The sequence below is a fragment of the Sphingomonas profundi genome (assembly GCF_009739515.1).
GTDB classification, from domain to species: Bacteria; Pseudomonadota; Alphaproteobacteria; order Sphingomonadales; family Sphingomonadaceae; genus Alterirhizorhabdus; species Alterirhizorhabdus profundi.
Map to the genome: position 1 here is coordinate 2194613 of NZ_CP046535.1, position 17896 is coordinate 2212508.

At 74.1% G+C, this 17896-nt stretch carries 19 protein-coding genes; 7 read left to right on the plus strand and 12 right to left on the minus strand.

The window, feature by feature from the left end; all coding sequences use genetic code 11:
* Nucleotides 1-825 (minus strand): NTP transferase domain-containing protein, encoded by an 825-nt coding sequence (locus GNT64_RS10410; RefSeq protein ID WP_156679469.1) that lies wholly within the window; start codon nucleotides 823-825, stop codon nucleotides 1-3.
* Nucleotides 822-1859 carry a D-alanine--D-alanine ligase family protein gene (locus GNT64_RS10415; RefSeq protein WP_156679470.1) on the minus strand — a complete coding sequence of 346 codons (1038 nt, stop codon included), beginning with the start codon at nucleotides 1857-1859 and terminating at the stop codon, nucleotides 822-824. The genes GNT64_RS10410 and GNT64_RS10415 overlap by 4 nt, the downstream gene beginning before the upstream one ends.
* Nucleotides 1860-2050: 191 nt before the next feature.
* Here GNT64_RS10415 and GNT64_RS10420 point away from each other — a divergent pair, with 191 nt between their 5' ends.
* The gene (locus GNT64_RS10420; protein WP_156679471.1) at nucleotides 2051-4564 is read left to right on the plus strand and encodes an esterase-like activity of phytase family protein; all 2514 of its coding nucleotides are present in this window, start codon (nucleotides 2051-2053) and stop codon (nucleotides 4562-4564) included.
* A 26-nt stretch (nucleotides 4565-4590) separates the two neighbouring features.
* Here GNT64_RS10420 and GNT64_RS10425 read toward each other — a convergent pair whose 3' ends face one another.
* The 3 genes from GNT64_RS10425 to GNT64_RS10435 are packed head-to-tail and all read right to left on the minus strand — an operon-like array spanning nucleotide 4591 to nucleotide 7104.
* The gene (locus GNT64_RS10425; protein ID WP_231639450.1) at nucleotides 4591-5466 is read right to left on the minus strand and encodes a type II secretion system minor pseudopilin; all 876 of its coding nucleotides are present in this window, start codon (nucleotides 5464-5466) and stop codon (nucleotides 4591-4593) included.
* Between the two features lie 13 nt (nucleotides 5467-5479).
* Nucleotides 5480-6025 carry a prepilin-type N-terminal cleavage/methylation domain-containing protein gene (locus tag GNT64_RS10430; protein ID WP_231639452.1) on the minus strand — a complete coding sequence of 182 codons (546 nt, stop codon included), beginning with the start codon at nucleotides 6023-6025 and terminating at the stop codon, nucleotides 5480-5482.
* The gene (locus GNT64_RS10435; RefSeq protein ID WP_156679472.1) at nucleotides 6022-7104 is read right to left on the minus strand and encodes a type 1 periplasmic-binding domain-containing protein; all 1083 of its coding nucleotides are present in this window, start codon (nucleotides 7102-7104) and stop codon (nucleotides 6022-6024) included. Before GNT64_RS10435 ends, GNT64_RS10430 begins: the two co-directional genes overlap by 4 nt.
* A gap of 47 nt (nucleotides 7105-7151) precedes the next feature.
* On the opposite strand from GNT64_RS10435, the gene GNT64_RS10440 reads away from it, so the two are divergent.
* Nucleotides 7152-7799, plus strand: coding sequence for a hypothetical protein (locus GNT64_RS10440; protein ID WP_156679473.1), 648 nt, complete (start codon nucleotides 7152-7154; stop codon nucleotides 7797-7799).
* A 7-nt stretch (nucleotides 7800-7806) separates the two neighbouring features.
* Here the strand turns inward: GNT64_RS10440 and GNT64_RS10445 are convergent, their stop codons facing one another.
* Genes GNT64_RS10445 through gspL form a run of 4 tightly spaced genes read right to left on the minus strand, consistent with a single transcriptional unit; the run spans nucleotide 7807 to nucleotide 11991 of the window.
* Nucleotides 7807-9039, minus strand: coding sequence for a type II secretion system F family protein (locus tag GNT64_RS10445; protein WP_156679474.1), 1233 nt, complete (start codon nucleotides 9037-9039; stop codon nucleotides 7807-7809).
* Entirely contained in the window at nucleotides 9039-10496 is a 1458-nt protein-coding gene (gene gspE / locus GNT64_RS10450; protein ID WP_156679475.1) for a type II secretion system ATPase GspE, read from the minus strand. Before gspE ends, GNT64_RS10445 begins: the two co-directional genes overlap by 1 nt.
* Nucleotides 10493-10981, minus strand: coding sequence for a type II secretion system protein GspM (gspM, locus tag GNT64_RS10455; RefSeq protein WP_156679476.1), 489 nt, complete (start codon nucleotides 10979-10981; stop codon nucleotides 10493-10495). Before gspM ends, gspE begins: the two co-directional genes overlap by 4 nt.
* Nucleotides 10978-11991, minus strand: a complete 1014-nt coding sequence (gene gspL, locus GNT64_RS10460; protein WP_197277357.1) for a type II secretion system protein GspL — start codon at nucleotides 11989-11991, stop codon at nucleotides 10978-10980. The genes gspM and gspL overlap by 4 nt, the downstream gene beginning before the upstream one ends.
* 94 nt (nucleotides 11992-12085) lie before the next feature.
* Here gspL and gspG point away from each other — a divergent pair, with 94 nt between their 5' ends.
* The 5 genes from gspG to gspD are packed head-to-tail and all read left to right on the plus strand — an operon-like array spanning nucleotide 12086 to nucleotide 16293.
* Nucleotides 12086-12520 carry a type II secretion system major pseudopilin GspG gene (gene gspG, locus GNT64_RS10465; protein WP_197277358.1) on the plus strand — a complete coding sequence of 145 codons (435 nt, stop codon included), beginning with the start codon at nucleotides 12086-12088 and terminating at the stop codon, nucleotides 12518-12520.
* Entirely contained in the window at nucleotides 12520-12999 is a 480-nt protein-coding gene (locus GNT64_RS10470) for a prepilin-type N-terminal cleavage/methylation domain-containing protein (protein ID WP_156679479.1), read from the plus strand. The genes gspG and GNT64_RS10470 overlap by 1 nt, the downstream gene beginning before the upstream one ends.
* Nucleotides 12996-13361 (plus strand): type II secretion system minor pseudopilin GspI, encoded by a 366-nt coding sequence (gene gspI, locus GNT64_RS10475; protein WP_197277359.1) that lies wholly within the window; start codon nucleotides 12996-12998, stop codon nucleotides 13359-13361. Before GNT64_RS10470 ends, gspI begins: the two co-directional genes overlap by 4 nt.
* The gene (locus tag GNT64_RS10480) at nucleotides 13358-14161 is read left to right on the plus strand and encodes a type II secretion system protein N (RefSeq protein WP_231639454.1); all 804 of its coding nucleotides are present in this window, start codon (nucleotides 13358-13360) and stop codon (nucleotides 14159-14161) included. The genes gspI and GNT64_RS10480 overlap by 4 nt, the downstream gene beginning before the upstream one ends.
* Nucleotides 14162-14175: 14 nt before the next feature.
* Nucleotides 14176-16293 (plus strand): type II secretion system secretin GspD, encoded by a 2118-nt coding sequence (gspD, locus tag GNT64_RS10485; protein WP_231639455.1) that lies wholly within the window; start codon nucleotides 14176-14178, stop codon nucleotides 16291-16293.
* Nucleotides 16294-16319: 26 nt separating this feature from the next.
* Here gspD and GNT64_RS10490 read toward each other — a convergent pair whose 3' ends face one another.
* The 3 genes from GNT64_RS10490 to GNT64_RS10500 are packed head-to-tail and all read right to left on the minus strand — an operon-like array spanning nucleotide 16320 to nucleotide 17856.
* On the minus strand, nucleotides 16320-16781 hold the full coding sequence (locus GNT64_RS10490) for a hypothetical protein (protein WP_156679480.1): 462 nt from the start codon (nucleotides 16779-16781) through the stop codon (nucleotides 16320-16322).
* Complete coding sequence (locus GNT64_RS10495) at nucleotides 16778-17257, minus strand: hypothetical protein (RefSeq protein ID WP_156679481.1); 480 nt, start codon at nucleotides 17255-17257, stop codon at nucleotides 16778-16780. Before GNT64_RS10495 ends, GNT64_RS10490 begins: the two co-directional genes overlap by 4 nt.
* Nucleotides 17254-17856, minus strand: coding sequence for a hypothetical protein (locus GNT64_RS10500; protein ID WP_156679482.1), 603 nt, complete (start codon nucleotides 17854-17856; stop codon nucleotides 17254-17256). Before GNT64_RS10500 ends, GNT64_RS10495 begins: the two co-directional genes overlap by 4 nt.
* Nucleotides 17857-17896: the final 40 nt, after the last annotated feature.

Sequence of the window (17896 nt, forward strand, 5' to 3'; positions counted from 1 at the left end):
TCACTCGGCGGCGATCGACCATTGGTCGCGCCCGCGCAGCAGCCCTTCGGCCACGCCCAGCGTGCGCGCATTGTCCACGTCGATCGCGACCGCGCCGTCCGCCAGGATCACGGGCGCGATGGCCAGGCCGAAGCGGCGCGAGAAACGGCGGAACGCCGCCTCCAGCGTGCCGATGCCGTAGCGGAAGCGGATCAGGTTAACGAGGCCGAACGCCCGCACGATGCGCCACGGATGCTTGGCGAACTGGCCGCCGCGGCGGAACACCTCGGCCGCCGCCAGCGCGCCCGGCCGGCCGATCCAGTAACTGTTGCAATTGGAATAGGCATCGTCGGCGAAGCGATAGAAGCGTCGCTGCCCGTCCGGGTGGGCCGCCAGCACCGATGCGCGGCGGGTGAACGCCACCGCCACGTCCGCGTCCGCCGCCCGCGCATCCCGCGCGATCGCCGCGATCGAATCCGGGCCGAGCAGCACGTTGTCGGCCGTCGTCACCAGCACCGGGAAGCGCGCATCCGCCAGGCCCGCGGTGACGCTGTCGACCAGATTGGCGTGGGCCGGGACGATATCTAGCCGCCCCTGCGCGATCAGCGCCCGCACCTCCGGCACGGCGGCCACGGCCGCGCCGTCGTTGGTGGAAACGATGATGCGGCCGATCAGCGGGGCCGCCGCCAGCGCCTCAAGCACATGCACGATCATCGGCCGCCCGGCGACGGGCACCAGGCATTTCAGCGCGGTGCCGGCGGCGGCGGCCAGCGGATCGAGCGCGCCGTCGCGCCGCCCGGCGAGCACCAGCGCCGTCGCCGTGCCGATGGCCGGCGTCACGCTCATGCCGCGAGCCTTGCCACGCCCGCGTCGAGCAGCCCCTGCCGCCCCATGCTGTGCGCGACGATCGATTCGACGAGCGACGCGTGATCGATGCCGAGCGACGCCGCGGACCGCGAGATCGTCTTCTGCGACCAGAGATTGCACGACAGGTTCACCTCCATGAAGTGGAGCGCTCCGGTCGCCGGATCGAAGCGGAACTCGATGCGGCCATAGTCGAACGGCCACAGCTCGCGGACCAGCGCCCGCGCATGCTGCTCCAGCCGCGCGACGAGGGCGGGGTCCTCCACCGGCACCAGCGGATCCGGCCCGCTCGCCACGAGGCTACGCTTCTCCTCGTAGGAGCGGGGGCCGCCCAGCGCATCGGGCAGATAGGCCATCGGCGGCAGCAGCCACGGCTCCGCCGCCGCGCCGCCGATCACCGGCACGGCGATGTCGAGCAGCGGGGCGTACCGCTCCACGATCACGTCGTGGCCGGCCTGCTGCAGCGCCTCCACATGGTCGCGCGCCTCGGCCCAGGCGGAGACGATCCGCACCCCCCACGATGCGGAGGAGGCGTTCGGCTTCACCACCAGCCGCTCGGCGCGGAAGGGCGGCGGCAGGATGGCGCCGGTGCCGCGACGATAGACCTGCCAGTCCATCGTCGGCACGCCCTGCGCGCGCGCCGCCACCTTCGCCAGATGCTTATCGTCGGCCAGCCCGCGCACGATCGCGCTGGCGCCCAGGCATGGCAGGCCGTGGCGGGCGAACAGCAGCGGCGCCAGCATCTCGCTGTTCTGGAAGCCGGCGCGGTTCAGCAGCGGGATCGCGAAATCGGCGTCCGGCCGGTCCAAGATCGCCGCGTAATCGTCGCGCGGGATCACGTGCAGGCCGATCCGCTCCAAGGTGGTGCGCAGTTCGTGATGGTAGACGGCGTGGTTGCCGTCCGTCGCATCCGGCCGGCCGTCGCCGCAGGCATGCTTGGCCAGGAACAGGATGCGCAGCCGCGCCTTGGCCGCCGGCGGGATCGTCGCACACTCGAAGCGGGGAAGCTCTGGCATCCCCGCTTCGTAGCCCGCCCGCGCTACCCGGCGGCGACATGTCGGTTGCAGCTTGACGAACGGACGGTTGCAGCTCGGCGAAGCCCAGGTTGCGCCTCGATTACAGCGACCAGTGCGGGAAGACATCGTTCATGCGCAGTCAATCTGTCACAATGCCGATCTATCGCGCCCCGATTACTGGGGGATCATCAATGAAAACGTCTTCGCGCCTGCTGGCCGCCGCCGTCCTGCTCGGCTCCACCACGTCCGCCTTCGCGCAATCGCGCAGCTACACCACGCCCAACATCACCACCCAGGCGGGCGCCGCCTCGGCCACTCTGGGCGGGCAGACCTTCGTCAATCAGGGTCTCGTCGGCGTCGGCCGGCTCAGCGCCAACACTCGCGACTTCGCCGGCGAGACGCTCGGCTCCTTCTCCGGCATGGCGCTGGATCTCGCCTCGTGGCGGCGCAACGCGGACGGCACCTACAGCGGCAAGATGCGCACCACGCCGGATCGCGGGCCGAACGACGTCGGCCCGTTCGTCGGCTCCACCGACTATCGCAACCGCGTCCACATCTCCACGCTCACTCTCGCGCCCTATACCGGCACGGCCAATCTGCCGCAGGCGACGTCGTCGCAGAACCAGCTGACGATCACGCCCGCCGGCGGCTTCTTCCTGACAGACGCCAGCGGCGCGCCGATGACGGGCAAGGATCCCGGCACCGGCGTGGTCGTGCAGAACGGCGTCTCGCTGCCCAGCCCGCGCAGCGGCGAGGGCGCCGGCCGCATCAGCCTGGATGCGGAAGGCATCGCCTACGCGCCGGACGGCACCTTCTACGTCTCCGACGAATATGCCGCCGGCCTCTATCACTATGATGCAAGCGGCAAGCTGATCGGCGCGATCCAGACGGTGCCGGCGCTGCTGCCGCGCACAGCGGGCGCGATCAACTTCAACAGCGTCAACCCGCCCACCACCGGCCGCCGCAACAATCAGGGGCTGGAGGCGGTGTCGATCACGCCGGATGGCACCCGCCTCGTCACCATCCTCCAGTCGGCCACCGTGCAGGACACCGCCGGCAGCAACCAGGCGACGCGCAACAACACCCGCGTGCTGGTGTACGACATCAGCGGCAACGCCACCCCGGCCAACCCGATCGGCCACTACGTGCTGCAGCTGCCGATCTTCACCCAGGCCGGCAACGGCGCCGCGCCCGATCGCACGGCCGCCCAGTCCGAGATGCTGGCGCTCAACGACAGCCAGTTCCTCGTGCTGGCGCGGGACGGCATCGGTCGCGGCGCGGGCGCGTCGGCGACGAACTCGGCCGTGTTCAAGAGCGTGCTGCTGATCGACACCACCGGCGCCACCAACCTCGCCGGCACCACCTACGAGACGAGCACCACGCCGATCGCGACCAACGGCACGCTCGCCAGCGGCATCGTGCCGGTGCAGCAGGTGGAACTCGTCAACATGCTGAACCCGGTGCAGCTCGGCCGCTTCGGCATGAACCTGAACACCGCTCCCTCCTCCGCCACCTCCCTGTCCGAGAAGCAGGAGGCGATGGGGCTGGCGCCGGTGCTGCTCGATTCCGCGCCGCAGGATTTCTTCCTGCTGATCGGCAACGACAATGATTTCCAGGCGAGCGAGGGGTTCATCAACGGCCAGCCGTACAATGCCTCGCTCAGCGGCGCCGGCGGCACGGGCGTGAACGACAGCGTGGTGCTCGTCTACCGGCTGACCCTGCCGACCTACATCGATCCCACCGCGCTCGCCGCGATGAAGGTCGGCGCGCCGATCGTGCTGAACACCGCCCGCACGATCGCCAGCGACATCGGCACCGTCGCCGCCACCCCGGCGATGGAGCGGCTGGGCAGCCTGCGCCGCCTCTCCGATGCCGGCGGCTTCGGCACCGGCATCTCGCTCTGGGCGCAGACGGCGTGGCAGCGGATCAACACCACCACCCGCCGCGGCGTCGATCTCTCCCGCGCGGACGGCCTCGCCATCGCCGGCGGCGTCGATTACGGCTTCGGCCCGGCGCGGGTCGGCGTGGCGGTGGGCCACCAGTCGGCCGACGACAATGGCGGCCCGCTCGCCATCGACGCCAAGGGCACCAGCGTGGCCGTGTACGGCGGCGTGTCGCTGCCGTCCGGCCTCTACGCGCAGGCCGCCGCCGCCAAGACGGTGCAGCTGGATCTGGACAGGCTCGATCGCGCCGGCGCCTACGGCCTCACCGGCCGCGGCCGCACCGGCGGCGACGTGTCGACCGCGTCCGGCGAGATCGGCTGGCTGGTGGATCTCGGGCCGGCGCGCGTCGGCCCGTTCGGTGCGGCCGACTATGTCGATACCGAGGTGGACGGCTATACCGAGACGGGCGCGGCACTCGGCAACGTGGCCTATCAGGATCTCGATTATCGCCGCCTGCGGCTGACGGCCGGCGGTGAGGCGCGGGCGCACCTGTCCGACATGTTCATCCCCTCCGTCCGCGTCGGCTATACCTGGGAGGACGAGCGCGGCGATCGCGCGGCGATCGTGAAGCTCGCCTCCGCCCAGCACAGCCTGGCGACGCAGACGGTGGCGCTCGCCTCCACCGAGCGCGACCATGTCGTCGCCGGCTTCGGCGTGCAGGGGTCGCAGGGACGGCTCGGCTACCGCTTCGGCGCCGAGGGCCGCTTCGCCCGCGGCGAGGACGATGCGCGGGTGAGCATCGGCATCGGCTTCGCCCTGTAGCTGTAGCTATAGCTACGATCGGCGGCTCAGGACGGGCGGCCGGCCGGGCCGCCCGCAAGCGCCGCCGCGCCGCCCCGCGCGCGGGCGATCACCGCCGCCACCGGCACGCCGTCCACCATGCGCCGCGCGATCAGGCTGGTGAAATGCTGCGTCGTGTCGCCGATGGTCACGCTGGCGGTGACGCGGAACAGGCTGGAGGTGAAGCCCGCCTGCTGCGGCACGGCGACATGCGCGTCGGCGAAGTCCTGCGGCGTCAGATAGGTCTGGCGGGTCCGCACCGCGATCAGCTCGTGCGCCTTCATCGGATCGTCGAGCAGGATCGCGAGCAGCGGCTCGCCGACGGCGTTCAGGTTGATCTTGCCCTCGTGGGGCAGCGCCGTGATCATCGTCGAGAGCCGCGCCGCCACCGTCGGATCGAGGCCGGCCCGCGCCAGCGGCCGCAGATCGGCGATCGGCCCGGCCAGCCGGATCAGCTCGATCGCGCGGGCGATCTGCTCCGGCGTGAGGCCGGCCGAGAGGCCGATGCGGGAGAGCAGCTCGATCGGCCCCGCCTCGCCCGAGATCACCGCATTGACGTTGAAGCGATCCTGCGCGTCGGCGATCGCGAGGGAGAAGGTGCCGCCATCGATCGCCACGCCGCGATCGCCGGCGGCCCAGCGCTCGCCGGCATTGTCGCTGTCAGGCCCGGTCAGCAGGTCGCGCCGCAGCGCCACCACCGCCGATGTCTCGCCGCCGCGCGCGATGGCCTGCGCCCGCGCCGCCTCGCGCATCCGCCCGGCCCGTTGCAGCGCGCCGTCCTCGCCCGAGATCATCAGCATCACGATGCCGCTGGCGATCGCCACGAACAGCAGCACGTTGACCAGGATCATGCCCCGCTCGCCGGCATCTGCGCCCCGGCTCACGCCGCGCCCCCGCTCACGGCCGCGCCGGCAGCAGCACGACGCGTCGCAGCGTGCCGCTCGGCCCGGGCAGGCCGCCGGCCACCACCATCTCGCCGGCGATGGCGACGGGCCACTCCTTCGCGCGGGTGGGATCGGGCGGCCAGCGATCGATCCAGCCGGCGCCGCGTTCGTAGAAGCGCCAGCGCAGCGCCGCCACGCCGCCGAGCAGCCGCTGCGGCAACCCGCCGACCTCGCGCCCGAACATGCCGGCGACCACGCCGTAGCGCACGGGCACGGCGGCCCCGCCGATCAGCGGCGCGGTGCGGCGGAAGGCGAGCGTCGCGCCGTCGCCCGTCACCGGGCCGTCGGCGATCTGGTCCAGGTCGCTCGTCAGCACGAACATCGCCCGCTGCATGTCGGCCAGCCGCGTCAGCCGCCCGTCGGTGCGGCTCTGGATGCCGAGCAGCCCGTCCACCATCGCCAGCCCGGCGACCGCGATCAAGCCGAACAGGGCAAGCGAGATCATCAGCTCGATCAGGGTGAAGCCCGCTTCGCCGATGGGCAGGCGCGCCGCCATCATGCCCCCGTCAGGCGATCGACCACCTCATACCCGTCCCGCCCGGCGACGAGGATCGCGAGGTCGCGCGCGGCGCTGCCGTCGGAACGGAAGCGCAGCGCCCCGGCCACGCCCTCGAAGCGCGGCTGCGCCAGAATGGCGGCGCGGTCGATCGGCCCGGCGGCACGCAGCGTCTCGGCGATCGCCATGCCGTCCCGCGCCAGCGCCGCGATCAGGCCGGGCGTGCCGCCATGGGCCGAAGCGAACGCCTCGGCGAAGCCGCCGAACGCCGCCGGATCGGGGGCGGCGATCCACGCGCCGGCGATCGCCGCCGGTGCCGCATCGTTGGCGGCTAGGCCCAGCAGCTGCACGCCGCCCGGCCCCTGACCCTGACCCTGACCCTGACCCTGACCCAGCGCCGCCGCCGCGCGCACCAGCGCGTCGCCGCCTTGCGGCACCAGCACCGCATCGGCGGCGACCGCGCCGTCCGCCGGCACCGCACCCGCCAGCGTGACGATCTCGATCCCCAGCGACGCCTGCAGCGCCTGCGCCGCCGCCAGCGCCTGCCGCCCCTGATCGTCCGTCGCGGCCGGCATCGCCACCCGGCGGATGCCGCGCTTGCGGGCATATTGCAGGATCGCCGAAGTGGTCTGCGCCGCCGTCAGCCCCAGCAGGAAGGCGCCGCTCTCTCGCAGCGCCGCATCGTTGCTGAAGGCCAGCACCGGCACGCGCCCGGCCACCGCCGCCACCACGGGGCGGACATCGGCGGCGAACAGCGGCCCCAGGATCAGCCGCGCGCCGCGCTTCGCCGCCGTCCGCGCCGCCGCCGCCGCGCCGTCGGCGGTGTCGATCGCCAGCGGCGGATCGGCGCTTTGCACGAGCATGGTCGCACGCTGCATGCTAAGCCCCAGCGCCGCCGATGGGCCGGTGAGCGGCACCAGCAGCGCGACCGGCTGCCGCTTCGCGCGGGCGGCCGATGCCATTGGGGGAAAGAGCGACGATGCAGCGGATAGCGAGAGGGTGGAGCCCAGCAGCCGCAGCAGGGCCCGCCGGTCCGCCAGCCAGTCCCGTTCTCGCTCAGAGCGTTCCCGCTCAGCGGCCATGGCGCAGGCCCTCCCGGCGGATCGGGCGCTTCGTCGCGCTCGGGATCGTGACGTACGGGATCGCGCTGCTCGCCACCTTACCGGCCTCGCTGGTGGTGCCGGCCGGCGCGCCGGTGGAGGCGATCGGCGGCACCGTGTGGCGCGGCGACGTGGCGCTGCCCGGCGGCAACCGGGTGGCGTGGGCGTGGGCGCCGCTGCGCTCGCTCGGCCGGCTCGGTTTCGCCGTGGATCTCGCCGTCACGGGGCCACGGACGGCGCTGGGCGGGAGGGCGCTGCTGCGGCCGGGCGCCGTGCAGCTGGACAATGTGGCGGGTCGGGCGGACGGGGCGCTGCTGGCGGCCGCGCTGCCCGGCCTGCCCTTCTCCTGCGATCTGGCGCTGGCGGTTGACGTGCCGCACGCGGCGATCGGCGGCGAGGCGCCGGCGTTTCTCGGCCGCGTGCGCGGCGATCCGGGTACCTGCCGGCCGAAGGCGGGCGGCGCCGCCACCGCCACCCCGGCGCTGATCGCGACCGGCCGGCAGGAGGGCGCGGACGCACGCATCACCGTGTCGCCGCAGGGGCAGACCCGCACCCGCTTCGTCGAGGTGCTGCTGGCGCCCGGCGGCGCGCTGAACGTGACGGTGACGGCGGAGGGTGCGCGGGCGCTGCCGTTCGCGGCGCCGGCGGGCGGGATGAGCGTCTCCACCGAACTCTGAGGCATCGTCACATCGCCACCAGATTGTTGAGGTTGATGATCGGCAGCAGGATGGCCAGCACCATCAGCAGCACCAGCCCGCCCATCATCAGCAGCACCCCGGGCTCGACGAGGCCGACGATCGTCGCCACCAGCGCCTCCAGCTCGCGCTCCAGCTCGGCGGCGGCGCGGGCGAGCGCGGGGCCGAGCCGGCCGCTGCTCTCCCCGCTCGCCACGATCGCCACCAGCATGGAGGGGAAGATCGCCGCCTCCGCCATCGCCGCCTGCAGGCTCGCCCCCTCGCGCACGCGGGCCGCCACCGCCAGGCAGCGCGCGCGGATGCGGCGGTTGGGCACCACGGCGGCGGCGGCGGCCAGCGCCTCCACCAGCGGCACGGCGCTCTGCACCAGGGTGGCCAGGCTGCCGGCGAAGCGCGCCGCATTGTGCTGGCGGCTGAACCGGGCGAACGGCCAGCGCGTGGCGAGCACCTCGTCCGCCCGCAGCCGGTTCGCCGGCACCGTCAGCCAACGCCGCGCGACGAGGCCGCCCACCAGCAGCGCGATCAGCATGACGAGGCCGTAGCGCTGCAACCCGGCGCTAAGGCCGATCAGCGCGCGGGTGAGGAACGGCAGCGTCGCCCCGCGCGAGATGAACACGCGGACGATATCCGGCACGACGTAGACAAGCAGCAGCCCCATCATCGCCATCGATACGACGGCCAGCAGCGCCGGGTACAGCAGAGCCAGCTGCACCTTCTGCTGGTTGCGGTGGCGCCCCTCGACGAAGTCGGCGAGGTGCGCCAGCACGTCGGCCAGCCGGCCGGAATGCTCACCCGCCGCCACAGAGGCGCGATAATATTCGGGAAAGGTGCCGGGGTGCAGCGCCAGCGCGCCGGCGAAGCTGCGTCCGTCCAATATGGCGCCGCGGATGTCCACCAGCAGCGCGTTCAGCGCGGGCGCATCGCCCTGCTGGGCGGTGAGGCGCAGCGCCTCCTCGATATTGATGTCGCTGCTGACCAGGGTGGAGATCTGCCGCGTGACGGTGGCGAGCGCGCGCGCGCCGATCCGCCCGCCGCGCCGCCGGAACAGCGGCCGCGCCGTGGCGGAGCCGGCGCCGCCGCCGGTCGACGTCGCCTCCACCGAGAGCGGCAGCAGCGCCCGTTCGCGCAGCGCGGCGCGCGCGGCGGGCGCGCTCGACGCCTCCAGCACGCCGCGCCGGGCGATCCCGGCCGCATCCACGGCGCGCCACGCGAAGGCCGGCATCAGTTGTCCTCGCGCACGACGCGGGCGACTTCCTCTACGGAGGTCAGCCCCTCGCGCAGCTTGGCGAGGCCGTCGTCGAGCAGGCTCGGCCCGCCGCCGCGCGCCGCCCGCGTCAGCTCGGCCTCGGATGCGCCGTCGTGGATCAGCGCCTGGAAGCGATCGTCGGCGACGACCACCTCGTAGAGGCCGAGGCGGCCGCGATAGCCCTCGCGATGGCAGTGATCGCAGCCCGCCGCGCGCCACACCGGCTCGCCCACCGCCAGCGCGCGGCCGAGCAGCAGGCTGTCCGTCTCGCTCGCCACGTCCTCCCGCCGGCAGTGGCCGCAGAGCCGGCGCACCAGCCGCTGGGCGATCAGCCCCACCACCATCGGCGCCAGCAGATACCGCTCCACCCCCATGTCGATCAGCCGGGTGACGCTGCCGACGGCGCTGTTGGTGTGCAGCGTGGAGAGCACGAAATGCCCGGTCATCGACGATCGCACCGCCACCTGCGCCGTCTCCTGGTCGCGTATCTCGCCCACCATGATGACGTCGGGGTCCTGCCGCAGGATGGCGCGCAGGCCGCGTGCGAAGGTGAGCTCCGTCTTCGGGTTCACCTGCGTCTGGCCGATGCCCTCCAGCTCATATTCGATCGGGTCTTCCACCGTCATGATGTTGCGGCGGCGATCGTTGAGGCGGGTGAGCGCCGCGTAGAGCGTCGTCGTCTTGCCCGAGCCGGTCGGCCCGGTGACGAGGACGATGCCGTGCGGTCGTTCCAGCAGCCCGGCGAAGGTCGCCACGTCGCGCAGGCTCATGCCCAGCCCCGCCAGGTCCGGCTGGGTCGATCCGCGATCGAGCAGGCGCAGCACCACCCGCTCGCCATGCTGCGTCGGTATGGTGGAGACGCGCGCGTCGATATCGTAGCCGCCGATGCGCAGGGTGACGCGGCCGTCCTGCGGCACGCGCTTCTCGGCGATGTCCAGCCGCGCCATCACCTTGATGCGGCTGACGAGCAGCGGCGCCAGCGCGCGCTTGGGCTCCACGATGTCGCGCAGCACGCCGTCCACGCGGAAGCGGACGATCAGATGCTTCTCCTGCGTCTCGACGTGGATGTCGGACGCGCCCTCCTTCACCGCCTCCAGCAGCAGCGCGTTGATGAGGCGGATCACGGGCGAATCGTCGCGCTGGTCGAGCAGGTCGTCCACTGCCGCCGCGCTGTCTGCCAGGCTGGCGATGTCGCCCTCGGCGGCGGCGAAGTCGGCAGCCTCGCTGGCGCTGTCGCGATAGGCGCCGCGCAGCGCGGTGTCGAACGCGGCATCCTCAACCGCGACGAAGGCCAGGCCCGCGCCGGCTATGCGCTGCGCCTCCACCAGCGCCTCCACCGGCGTGGCGGCGCGGTGCAGGCAGCGCGGCCCGGCCGGATCGGCCGTGACGATCAGGCCGTTGCGCTTGGCAAAGGCGTAGGGCAGCACGCTCATCCGGCCAGCTCCGCCGTGGCGGTCACGAGGCCGGGCACCGGCCGCCGCTCCACCCGCAAGGTGCGCACGCGCAGGCCGCTGGTCGCCTCGATATCGCCGAGAAAGCGGACCAGCGCGTCATAGGGCACGTCGGCCGCCGTCACGCCCTGCGCCGCCCCCGCCGGTGCGATCTGCACGGTGAGGCCGGCGGCGGCGGCGCTGGCGCCGATGATCTCGGCCGGGGCGCCGGCGCGGCGCGGCGCCTGCCGGCCGAGCGCCGGCCCGGCGGCGCGCAGCCGCGCGTTCAGCGCATCCAGCGCGCGGATGTCGTTGCGCGCGGAGAGGTTGGCGGCCAGCAGCGGGCGGAACAGCAGCTGCACGGCGGCTGTCGCCAGCAGCAGCGCGGCGAACACCGCGATCAGCACCCGCTCCCGCTCGCTGCGCCCGGCCCAGAACAAGGCGAGCCGCGCCCGCCACGGCGCGATCACGATCACGACGCGCCTCACGAGAGCGGCCCGCCGCGCACCGCCAGCAGCGCATGGACGCGGCCGCCCTCCGCGACCGGCACCGGCGCGGCCGCGCCGAGCGCGCGGGCGGCGCGGGCGAGCGTGGCCGCGTCGCGCGCCTCCAGATCGAGCGTCAGCGTCGCGGCGCCCGCATCGAACGCGATCGAGCGGACGGCGAGCGCCGGCATCAGCGGCGCGAGGCCGGCCGACGCGCGCGCCAGCAGCGGCATCAGCGGCCCGGCGCCGCGATCGGAGGCGGGCAGCAGGTCCATCGCCACCGTCATCACATCGTCCCCGCCCCACTGGCCGGGCGCGGCCCGGGCGATCAGGGCGCGCGTCTCGTCGCGGCGATCGTCGGCGATGCGGCGCAGCGCCAGCGTGTCGGCCATCAGCAGGCCGAGATGGCCGCAGAGGCCGATCGCGATCACGATCGCCACCCGCCGCCACGGCCCCTCCAGCCGCCGCAGCGCGCGTGCGTAGATGCCCTGGCGCAGGTCGATCGTCGGGCCGGGCGGCGCTTCCGCCGGCGGATCGGCCGGCATGCCGAAGGCGGGCGCCAGCGCCTCGCCGACCGCGTGGCACGGCGGCCGCCCGGCGGCGCGCCACACCGCCTCCAGCTGCGCGGCCGGCAGGGCGAAGCCGGTGCCGTCCTCCCGCCGGACGAGCGCGCGGGCGCCGCGCAGATCGACCGTCCAGGTGGCGGGCGCGGGCATCGGCAGGGCCAGCACGTCCGGCACCAGCGCCGCCTGCGCGCCGCCATCGCCGGCGATCCAGCCCTGCATCGCGGCGTGACGCACGACGGCGACGAGATAGCGGCGCGACCCGATCTCGCCGCCGATCGCCAGGTGGACGGCCTCGATCGGGTCGGCGATGCGATCCTCGATCGCGAAGGGCAGCGCCTCCAGCCGGCGCGCGGCGGAGGCGAGCGGCAGGTCGACGGCGAGCAGCAGCACGTCCTCGCCGGGCACGAACAGCGTCCCGGCGGCGGGCGGCCGCGTGAAGGCAGGCACGCGGCGGGCCGCCGCGACTGTAACAATGGTTTCACGGAGCGTGCCCATAGGCGCGGGAATGCGCACAGTTCCAAAACAGTTTTGTGACGGTTCGATGAGTCGTGGCCGCGATCCCGAGGCGGGTCTGACCCTCGTCGAGATGATCGTGGTGCTGGCGATCATCGCGCTTGTGGCGGCGCTGATCGTGCCCAACGTGATCGGCCGGCCGGACCAGGCCCGCGTCACCGTGGCGCAGACCGATCTTAAGACGATCGCCGCCGCGCTGAAGATGTACCGGCTCGACAATGGCGACTACCCCACCAGCGCGCAGGGGCTGGCGGCGCTCGCCACCCGGCCGACCACCGCGCCGGAACCGCGCAGCTACGCGCCGGAAGGCTATCTGGCGCAGGTGCCGGTCGATCCCTGGGGCCACCCCTACGTGTATCGCAGCCCCGGCGAGACCGGCGGCTTCGACCTGCTCTCGCTCGGCAAGGACGGCAAGCCGGGGGGCGACGGGCTGGACGCGGACCTCTCGGACAATCGCCGCTGATGCGGGCGGCCGGGCGCCACGAACGCGGCATGACGCTCGTCGAGATGCTGGTGGTGCTGGCGATCATCGGCGTGATGGCGGGCGCGACGGTGCTGGGCATGGGCAGCGCGGCGCGCGGCGCCAATATTGAAAGCGAGGCGCGGCGGCTGGCCGATCGCGTGCAGCTGGCCGCCGACGACACGATGATCGGCGATCGCCCGCTGGCGCTGGCGTGGGATGCGAAGGGCTACGGCTTCCTGGCCTGGGACGGCGCCGGCTGGCGCGCCGGCGAAGGCGAGGCGTTCGCCCGGCACGCGCTGCCGGCCGGGATCACGCTGGCCCTGTCGGCGGCCGTCTCGGGGCCGGCGCGGGGGCCGGTGCCGCTGGGGCTGGATGGCGGCGGCATGCCGTTCGTCGCCCGGCTGGCGAGCGCCACGGCACGCTGGACGATCGCCTATGACGGCCTCACCGTCTCCGCTTCGCCGGCGCCGCGATCATGATGCGGGCCGAGGCGGGCTTCTCGCTGATCGAGGCGTTGGTGGCGCTGCTGGTGCTGGCGATCGCCGCGGTGGGGCTGGTGCGCGCATCCGAGGCGCACGTCGATTCCATCCGCGGGCTGGAGCGGCGGGGTGCGGCGATGTGGGTGGCGGAGAACCGTCTCGCCGAACTCGGCCTGCCGGGCGGCCCCGCCCTGCCGACGGCGGTGGAGATGCTGGGCCAGGGATGGACGGTGCGGACGGAGACGAAGCCGACCGACGATCCCGATCTGCGCGCGGTGACGATCCGCGTGGCGGCGGCGGGCGAGGCGCAGCCCCTCGCCACCCTCGACGGCTTCGTCGATGCGGGCACGACGACGCCGTGATCGCCGCCCTCGCCACCCCGCGCCGCATCGCCTTCGGCGTCGATCTGCTCACGGCGGTGGTGATCGTCAGCCTGGCCGTCGCCGCCGCCGGGCTCACCTGGCGGCTGACCGGCGAGAGCGGCCAGCCGGCCGCCGCGATGGCCGCCGCCACGCCAGCCGCCGGCGCCGGCCAGGTGGATCCCGGCCCGGTGGATCTCGGCCCGATTCTCGCCCTCGCGCCGTTCGGCCGCGCCGCCGCCGGCGATGCGCCCGCGACGAGCCTCGGCATCGCGCTGAAGGGCGTGATGGCGACGCAGCCGGCCAGCCGGTCCTCCGCCCTGATCGCGATCGGCACGGCGCCGCCGAAGGCGTTCACCGTCGGCCAGTCGGTCGCCGGCGCCACGATCGAGGCGATCGAGCGGGATCGCGTGCTGCTGCGGGTGAACGGACGCGCCGAATCGCTCGCCTTCCCCCGCGCGCCCGCGCCGACGATGCCGGCCGCGCCCGCCACCGCCCCGGTGACGGCCGAGCCGCCGGCCGGTACGCCGCCGCCGGCCGCGCCGTCCGCCGGCGGATCGCTGATCGACGCGCTGGGCGCCGCGCGCACCGATCAGGGCTACCGCGTCGGCACCAGCCCGCCCCCGGCGCTCACCCGCGCCGGCCTGATCCCCGGCGACGTGATCGAGCGGATCAACGATGTCGCGGTGGGCGATGCCGATCACGATCGCCAGATGCTGCTGGCCGCCGCCGCCGGCGGGCCGATGCGCGTCACGATGCTGCGCGGCGGCAAGCGCCTCACCGTTTCCGTTTCCCTGCGCTGAAAGGCACCCTGACGTTGCGCCGCATCGATCGTTTCCCGCTGATCCTCGCGGCGCTCGCCCTCCCCGCCCCCGCTTTGCCGCAGGCGGCGCAGCCGGTGGCGGACGTGGTGGTCAACATGCGCGCGGTGGAGATCGCCGACGTGGCGGAGCAGATCAGCCGCATCACCGGCCGCACCCTGATCCTCGATCCCAACGTAAAGGGCGTCGTCAACGTCACCTCCGCCGATCCGCTGACGGTGGACGGGGTGTGGGATCTGTTCCAGTCGGTGCTGCGCGTCCACGGCTTCGCGGCGGTGAAGAGCGGGCGGGCGTGGCGCATCATCCCCGCCGCCAACGCCATCCGCGATACCGGATCGGGCACCGGGCGCGTTTCCGGTCAGGAGGTCGTGACGCGGCTGATCCGCTTGCGCAACGTGCCGGGCGACGCTGCCGCGCGCGTGTTCCGCCCGCTGGTCGCGCAGTTCGGCAACATCGAATCGCTGCCCAGCCCCAACGCGATCGTCGTGACCGACTATGCCGAGAATGTCCGCCGCATCGAGCGGCTGGCGCTAGCGCTGGACGGCGGCGGCGGCGCATCCTTCGAGAGCATCCGGCTGGAACATGCGACGGCGCGCGACGTGGCGGCGGCGATCCAGGGCGTGATGGGCGATCCCGGCGCCAGCGGCGGGCCGCGGGTGGCGGCGGACGAGCGCAGCAACACGGTGCTGGTGCGCGGCGAGCCGGCGATGATCGCGCAGGCGCGGCGCATCGCCGTGGTGCTCGATCGGCCGGGCGGCGCGACGCCGATCACGCGCATGATCCGGCTGAGCAACAGCGACGCCGAATCGGTGACGGAGGTGCTGCGCGGCATCATGGGCGCGCCGGAACAGGCGAACACCGCCGTCGGCCGCAGCCTCTCCACCGGCCGCCAGCGCCTGCCGCTGTCGGTCGGCGGGCTCAACCGGCTGGATGGGGCGAGCGCCGGCAACGCGGTGGCGGCGCTGACCGGCGAAGGCGGCGGCGGGATCGGCGGCGGCTCGCTCGGGGCCGGCTCCCTCGGCGGCGGATCGCTGGGGGGTGCCGGCGGCACGTTCGGCGGCGGCGCGCTGTCGCCGGCGCGCGGCTCCGCCACGGCGGCACGCGGCTTCTCCACCGACGACCTCACCGTGCAGCCCGCGCCGGAGCTGAACGCCATCGTGCTGCGCGGCGCGCCGGCGGCCATCGCCGCCATCGAGCCGCTGATCACCGAGCTGGACGTGCGCCGGCCGCAGGTGATGATCGAGGCGGCGATCGTGGAGATCACCGGCGACAATGCCGAGGCGCTGGGCATCCAGCTCGGCCTGGGCGCGGCGGCGGTGAACCGGGCGGACGGCGGCGCCACCTCGTTCAGCACCCTGGGCCTGCCGCTGCGCAGCGTGCTGGCGGCGATCGGCGCGCCGGCGGCGGCCGGCATCCTGACAGACGGCGTCTCCGGCAATGTCGGCATCGGCGACAATTTCAGCATCCTCGTGCAGGCGCTCGGCCAGTCGACCAAGGCGAACCTGCTCTCCACGCCGAGCCTGACGACGCTGGACAACGAACCGGCCGAGATCGTCGTCGGCCAGAACGTGCCGTTCCGCACCGGCAGCTTCGCGACGGACGGCAACACGATCAACCCGTTCACCACCATCGAGCGGCAGGACGTGGGCATCACCCTGCGCGTGGTGCCGCGCATCCACCAGGGCGACGTGGTGCGGCTGGAGGTGAGCCAGGAGGTGTCATCGCTGGTCAACGCCACCGTATCGGGCGCCGCCGACCTCATCACCAACCGCCGCAGCATCCAGACCACGGTGCTGGCCGACAATCGCGAGACGATCGTGCTCGGCGGCCTCATCACCGACGACCGGATGAGCACGCGCAGCCAGGTGCCGGTGCTGGGCGACATCCCGGTGGTGGGCGAACTGTTCAAGGCGCGACGCGAGAGCCAGACGAAGCGCACCCTGTTCGTGTTCCTGCGGCCGACGGTGCTGCGCGACCGCATCTCCGCCCGTGCCGCGACCGACGGCAAATATGCCCGCCTGCGCGGCGAGGAGGAGGCGCTGGACCATCGCCGCAGCCTGCTGCTCGATCCGCCGAAGCCGCGCCTGACGGTGGAGCTGCCCGGCATCTACTGATCCGGGATCGCTCCCGATTCGCGGCTCTACTGGGCGGGATCGGGCGCGGCCTCGGCCGGCAGGCCGACGCGCAGCCGCTCCGCGCCGCGCACGAACAGCGCCGCATCGGGCGAGAGCGCGGCGAGCCGCCAGCCCTCCACCTGCCCGCCGATCGCCACCATCTGCGTGCCGCCATTGCCGCCGCGCACCAGCGCCACGGCATCGTCCGGCAGGCGGCCGACTATGCCGACCAGGTCGGGGCCGGCGGCCGGCGGCGATCCGGCCTCCGGAAGCAGCGGATCGGCCGGCGCGGCCGAGAACAGGGGACGCGCCGGAGCTTCGCCGACGGCCGGCGCCGGCTCGATCGCGCGGGGCGGCGGCAGCGAGGGCGCCGCCACCGGCGCCCGCCCCCGCTCGGTCGTGTCGCGCAGCAGCCAGAGCGGCGTCGCCAGCACGATCAGCCCCGCGGCGATCGCGCCGGCGGCCGGTGCGGGGAGCCGCGCGATCATCGCGTTCGCCGCAGCGCCACGGCGCGCGCATCCAGCCGGACCAGCCCGGCGCCCGCCCCTTCCAGCCGCCAGCCGGCGAAGCGGATCAGCGGCGCGCCCGCCTCCATCGCGCGGGCGAAGCGCAGCACCGCCGCCTCCGGCCCCGAGGCGACGATTCGGGCCGCCACCAGCGGCGCGGGCCCGGGCAGCGGCGCCAGCCGCTCGACCAGCAGGCCGCCGCGCGCCGCCTCCCCGCGCAGGCGGGTGGCGAGGAGAGCCGCCGCCGCGTCCGAATCGGCCGCCGGGATCAGGGCGGCCTCCGGCAGCAGCGGCACGGGCGCCGGCGGCCGCGAGGTCGCCTCAACGGCGAGGCCTGCCGTCTCCTGCCGCGCCGCCGCCAGATCGGCGAGCGCGGTGCGCGCGTGGACGAACAGGAAGGGCGCCAGCACCAGCCCCGCCAGCGGCAGGATCGCGGAGAGCCGCGCCGTCGCGATCATCGCGCCGGCCGCGTCAGCGTGATCCGCATGCGGCCGTCGGCGCCGACCGCCTGATCCGTCTCGCGGAAGCCGGTGAGCGGCGCCCGGCCGCGCAGGGCGGCGCGCAACGCATCGGGGTCGGGCGCGGCGAGCGTCATGGCGGCCGCGCCATTCTCCGCCATCGTCAGGCTCAGCAGCTCGGCATCGGGCGGCAGCGCCTCGGCAAGCGCGCGGGTGGCCGCGCCGATCGTCGGCACGGCAAAGGCGGGCGCGATCGCGGCGCGCGCGGCGCGGTCCGCCCGCGCCTGCCGGATCGCCGCCAGCGCCGGCGCGGAGTCCGCCCGGATCGCGGCGGCGCGACGCCCCTCCTGCACCGTCAGCAGCGCCGCCCCCGCCCACAGCAGCGCCGGCGGCACGATGATCAGGCCGAACAGCAGCGGCCCGAACCACGGCGCGATCCTCACCGATCGCGCGGTGCGGACCAGCCCGATACCGCGCCGGAGATGCGCGGCCGCTACCGGGCGCGCGCGCCCCGCGCCCGCCCGCGCCGCCGCCGAAATGCCGGTGCCCAGCCGCTCGGCCAGGCTCGGCCCGCGCGCCATTTCCGTTCCTGCGTCCATGGGCGGCGGCTTAGGCGGCGAGTGTGACAGTGTAACGAAA

Coding starts and splice junctions, on each gene's coding strand:
- GNT64_RS10410 (WP_156679469.1), bottom strand. CDS start 825: ATGAGCGTGACGCCGGCCATCGGCACGGCGACGGCGCTGGTGCTCGCC.
- GNT64_RS10415 (WP_156679470.1), bottom strand. CDS start 1,859: ATGCCAGAGCTTCCCCGCTTCGAGTGTGCGACGATCCCGCCGGCGGCC.
- GNT64_RS10420 (WP_156679471.1), top strand. CDS start 2,051: ATGAAAACGTCTTCGCGCCTGCTGGCCGCCGCCGTCCTGCTCGGCTCC.
- GNT64_RS10430 (WP_231639452.1), bottom strand. CDS start 6,025: ATGATGGCGGCGCGCCTGCCCATCGGCGAAGCGGGCTTCACCCTGATC.
- GNT64_RS10435 (WP_156679472.1), bottom strand. CDS start 7,104: ATGGCCGCTGAGCGGGAACGCTCTGAGCGAGAACGGGACTGGCTGGCG.
- GNT64_RS10445 (WP_156679474.1), bottom strand. CDS start 9,039: ATGCCGGCCTTCGCGTGGCGCGCCGTGGATGCGGCCGGGATCGCCCGG.
- gspE (WP_156679475.1), bottom strand. CDS start 10,496: ATGAGCGTGCTGCCCTACGCCTTTGCCAAGCGCAACGGCCTGATCGTC.
- gspG (WP_197277358.1), top strand. CDS start 12,086: ATGAGTCGTGGCCGCGATCCCGAGGCGGGTCTGACCCTCGTCGAGATG.
- GNT64_RS10470 (WP_156679479.1), top strand. CDS start 12,520: ATGCGGGCGGCCGGGCGCCACGAACGCGGCATGACGCTCGTCGAGATG.
- gspI (WP_197277359.1), top strand. CDS start 12,996: ATGATGCGGGCCGAGGCGGGCTTCTCGCTGATCGAGGCGTTGGTGGCG.
- GNT64_RS10490 (WP_156679480.1), bottom strand. CDS start 16,781: ATGATCGCGCGGCTCCCCGCACCGGCCGCCGGCGCGATCGCCGCGGGG.
- GNT64_RS10495 (WP_156679481.1), bottom strand. CDS start 17,257: ATGATCGCGACGGCGCGGCTCTCCGCGATCCTGCCGCTGGCGGGGCTG.
- GNT64_RS10500 (WP_156679482.1), bottom strand. CDS start 17,856: ATGGACGCAGGAACGGAAATGGCGCGCGGGCCGAGCCTGGCCGAGCGG.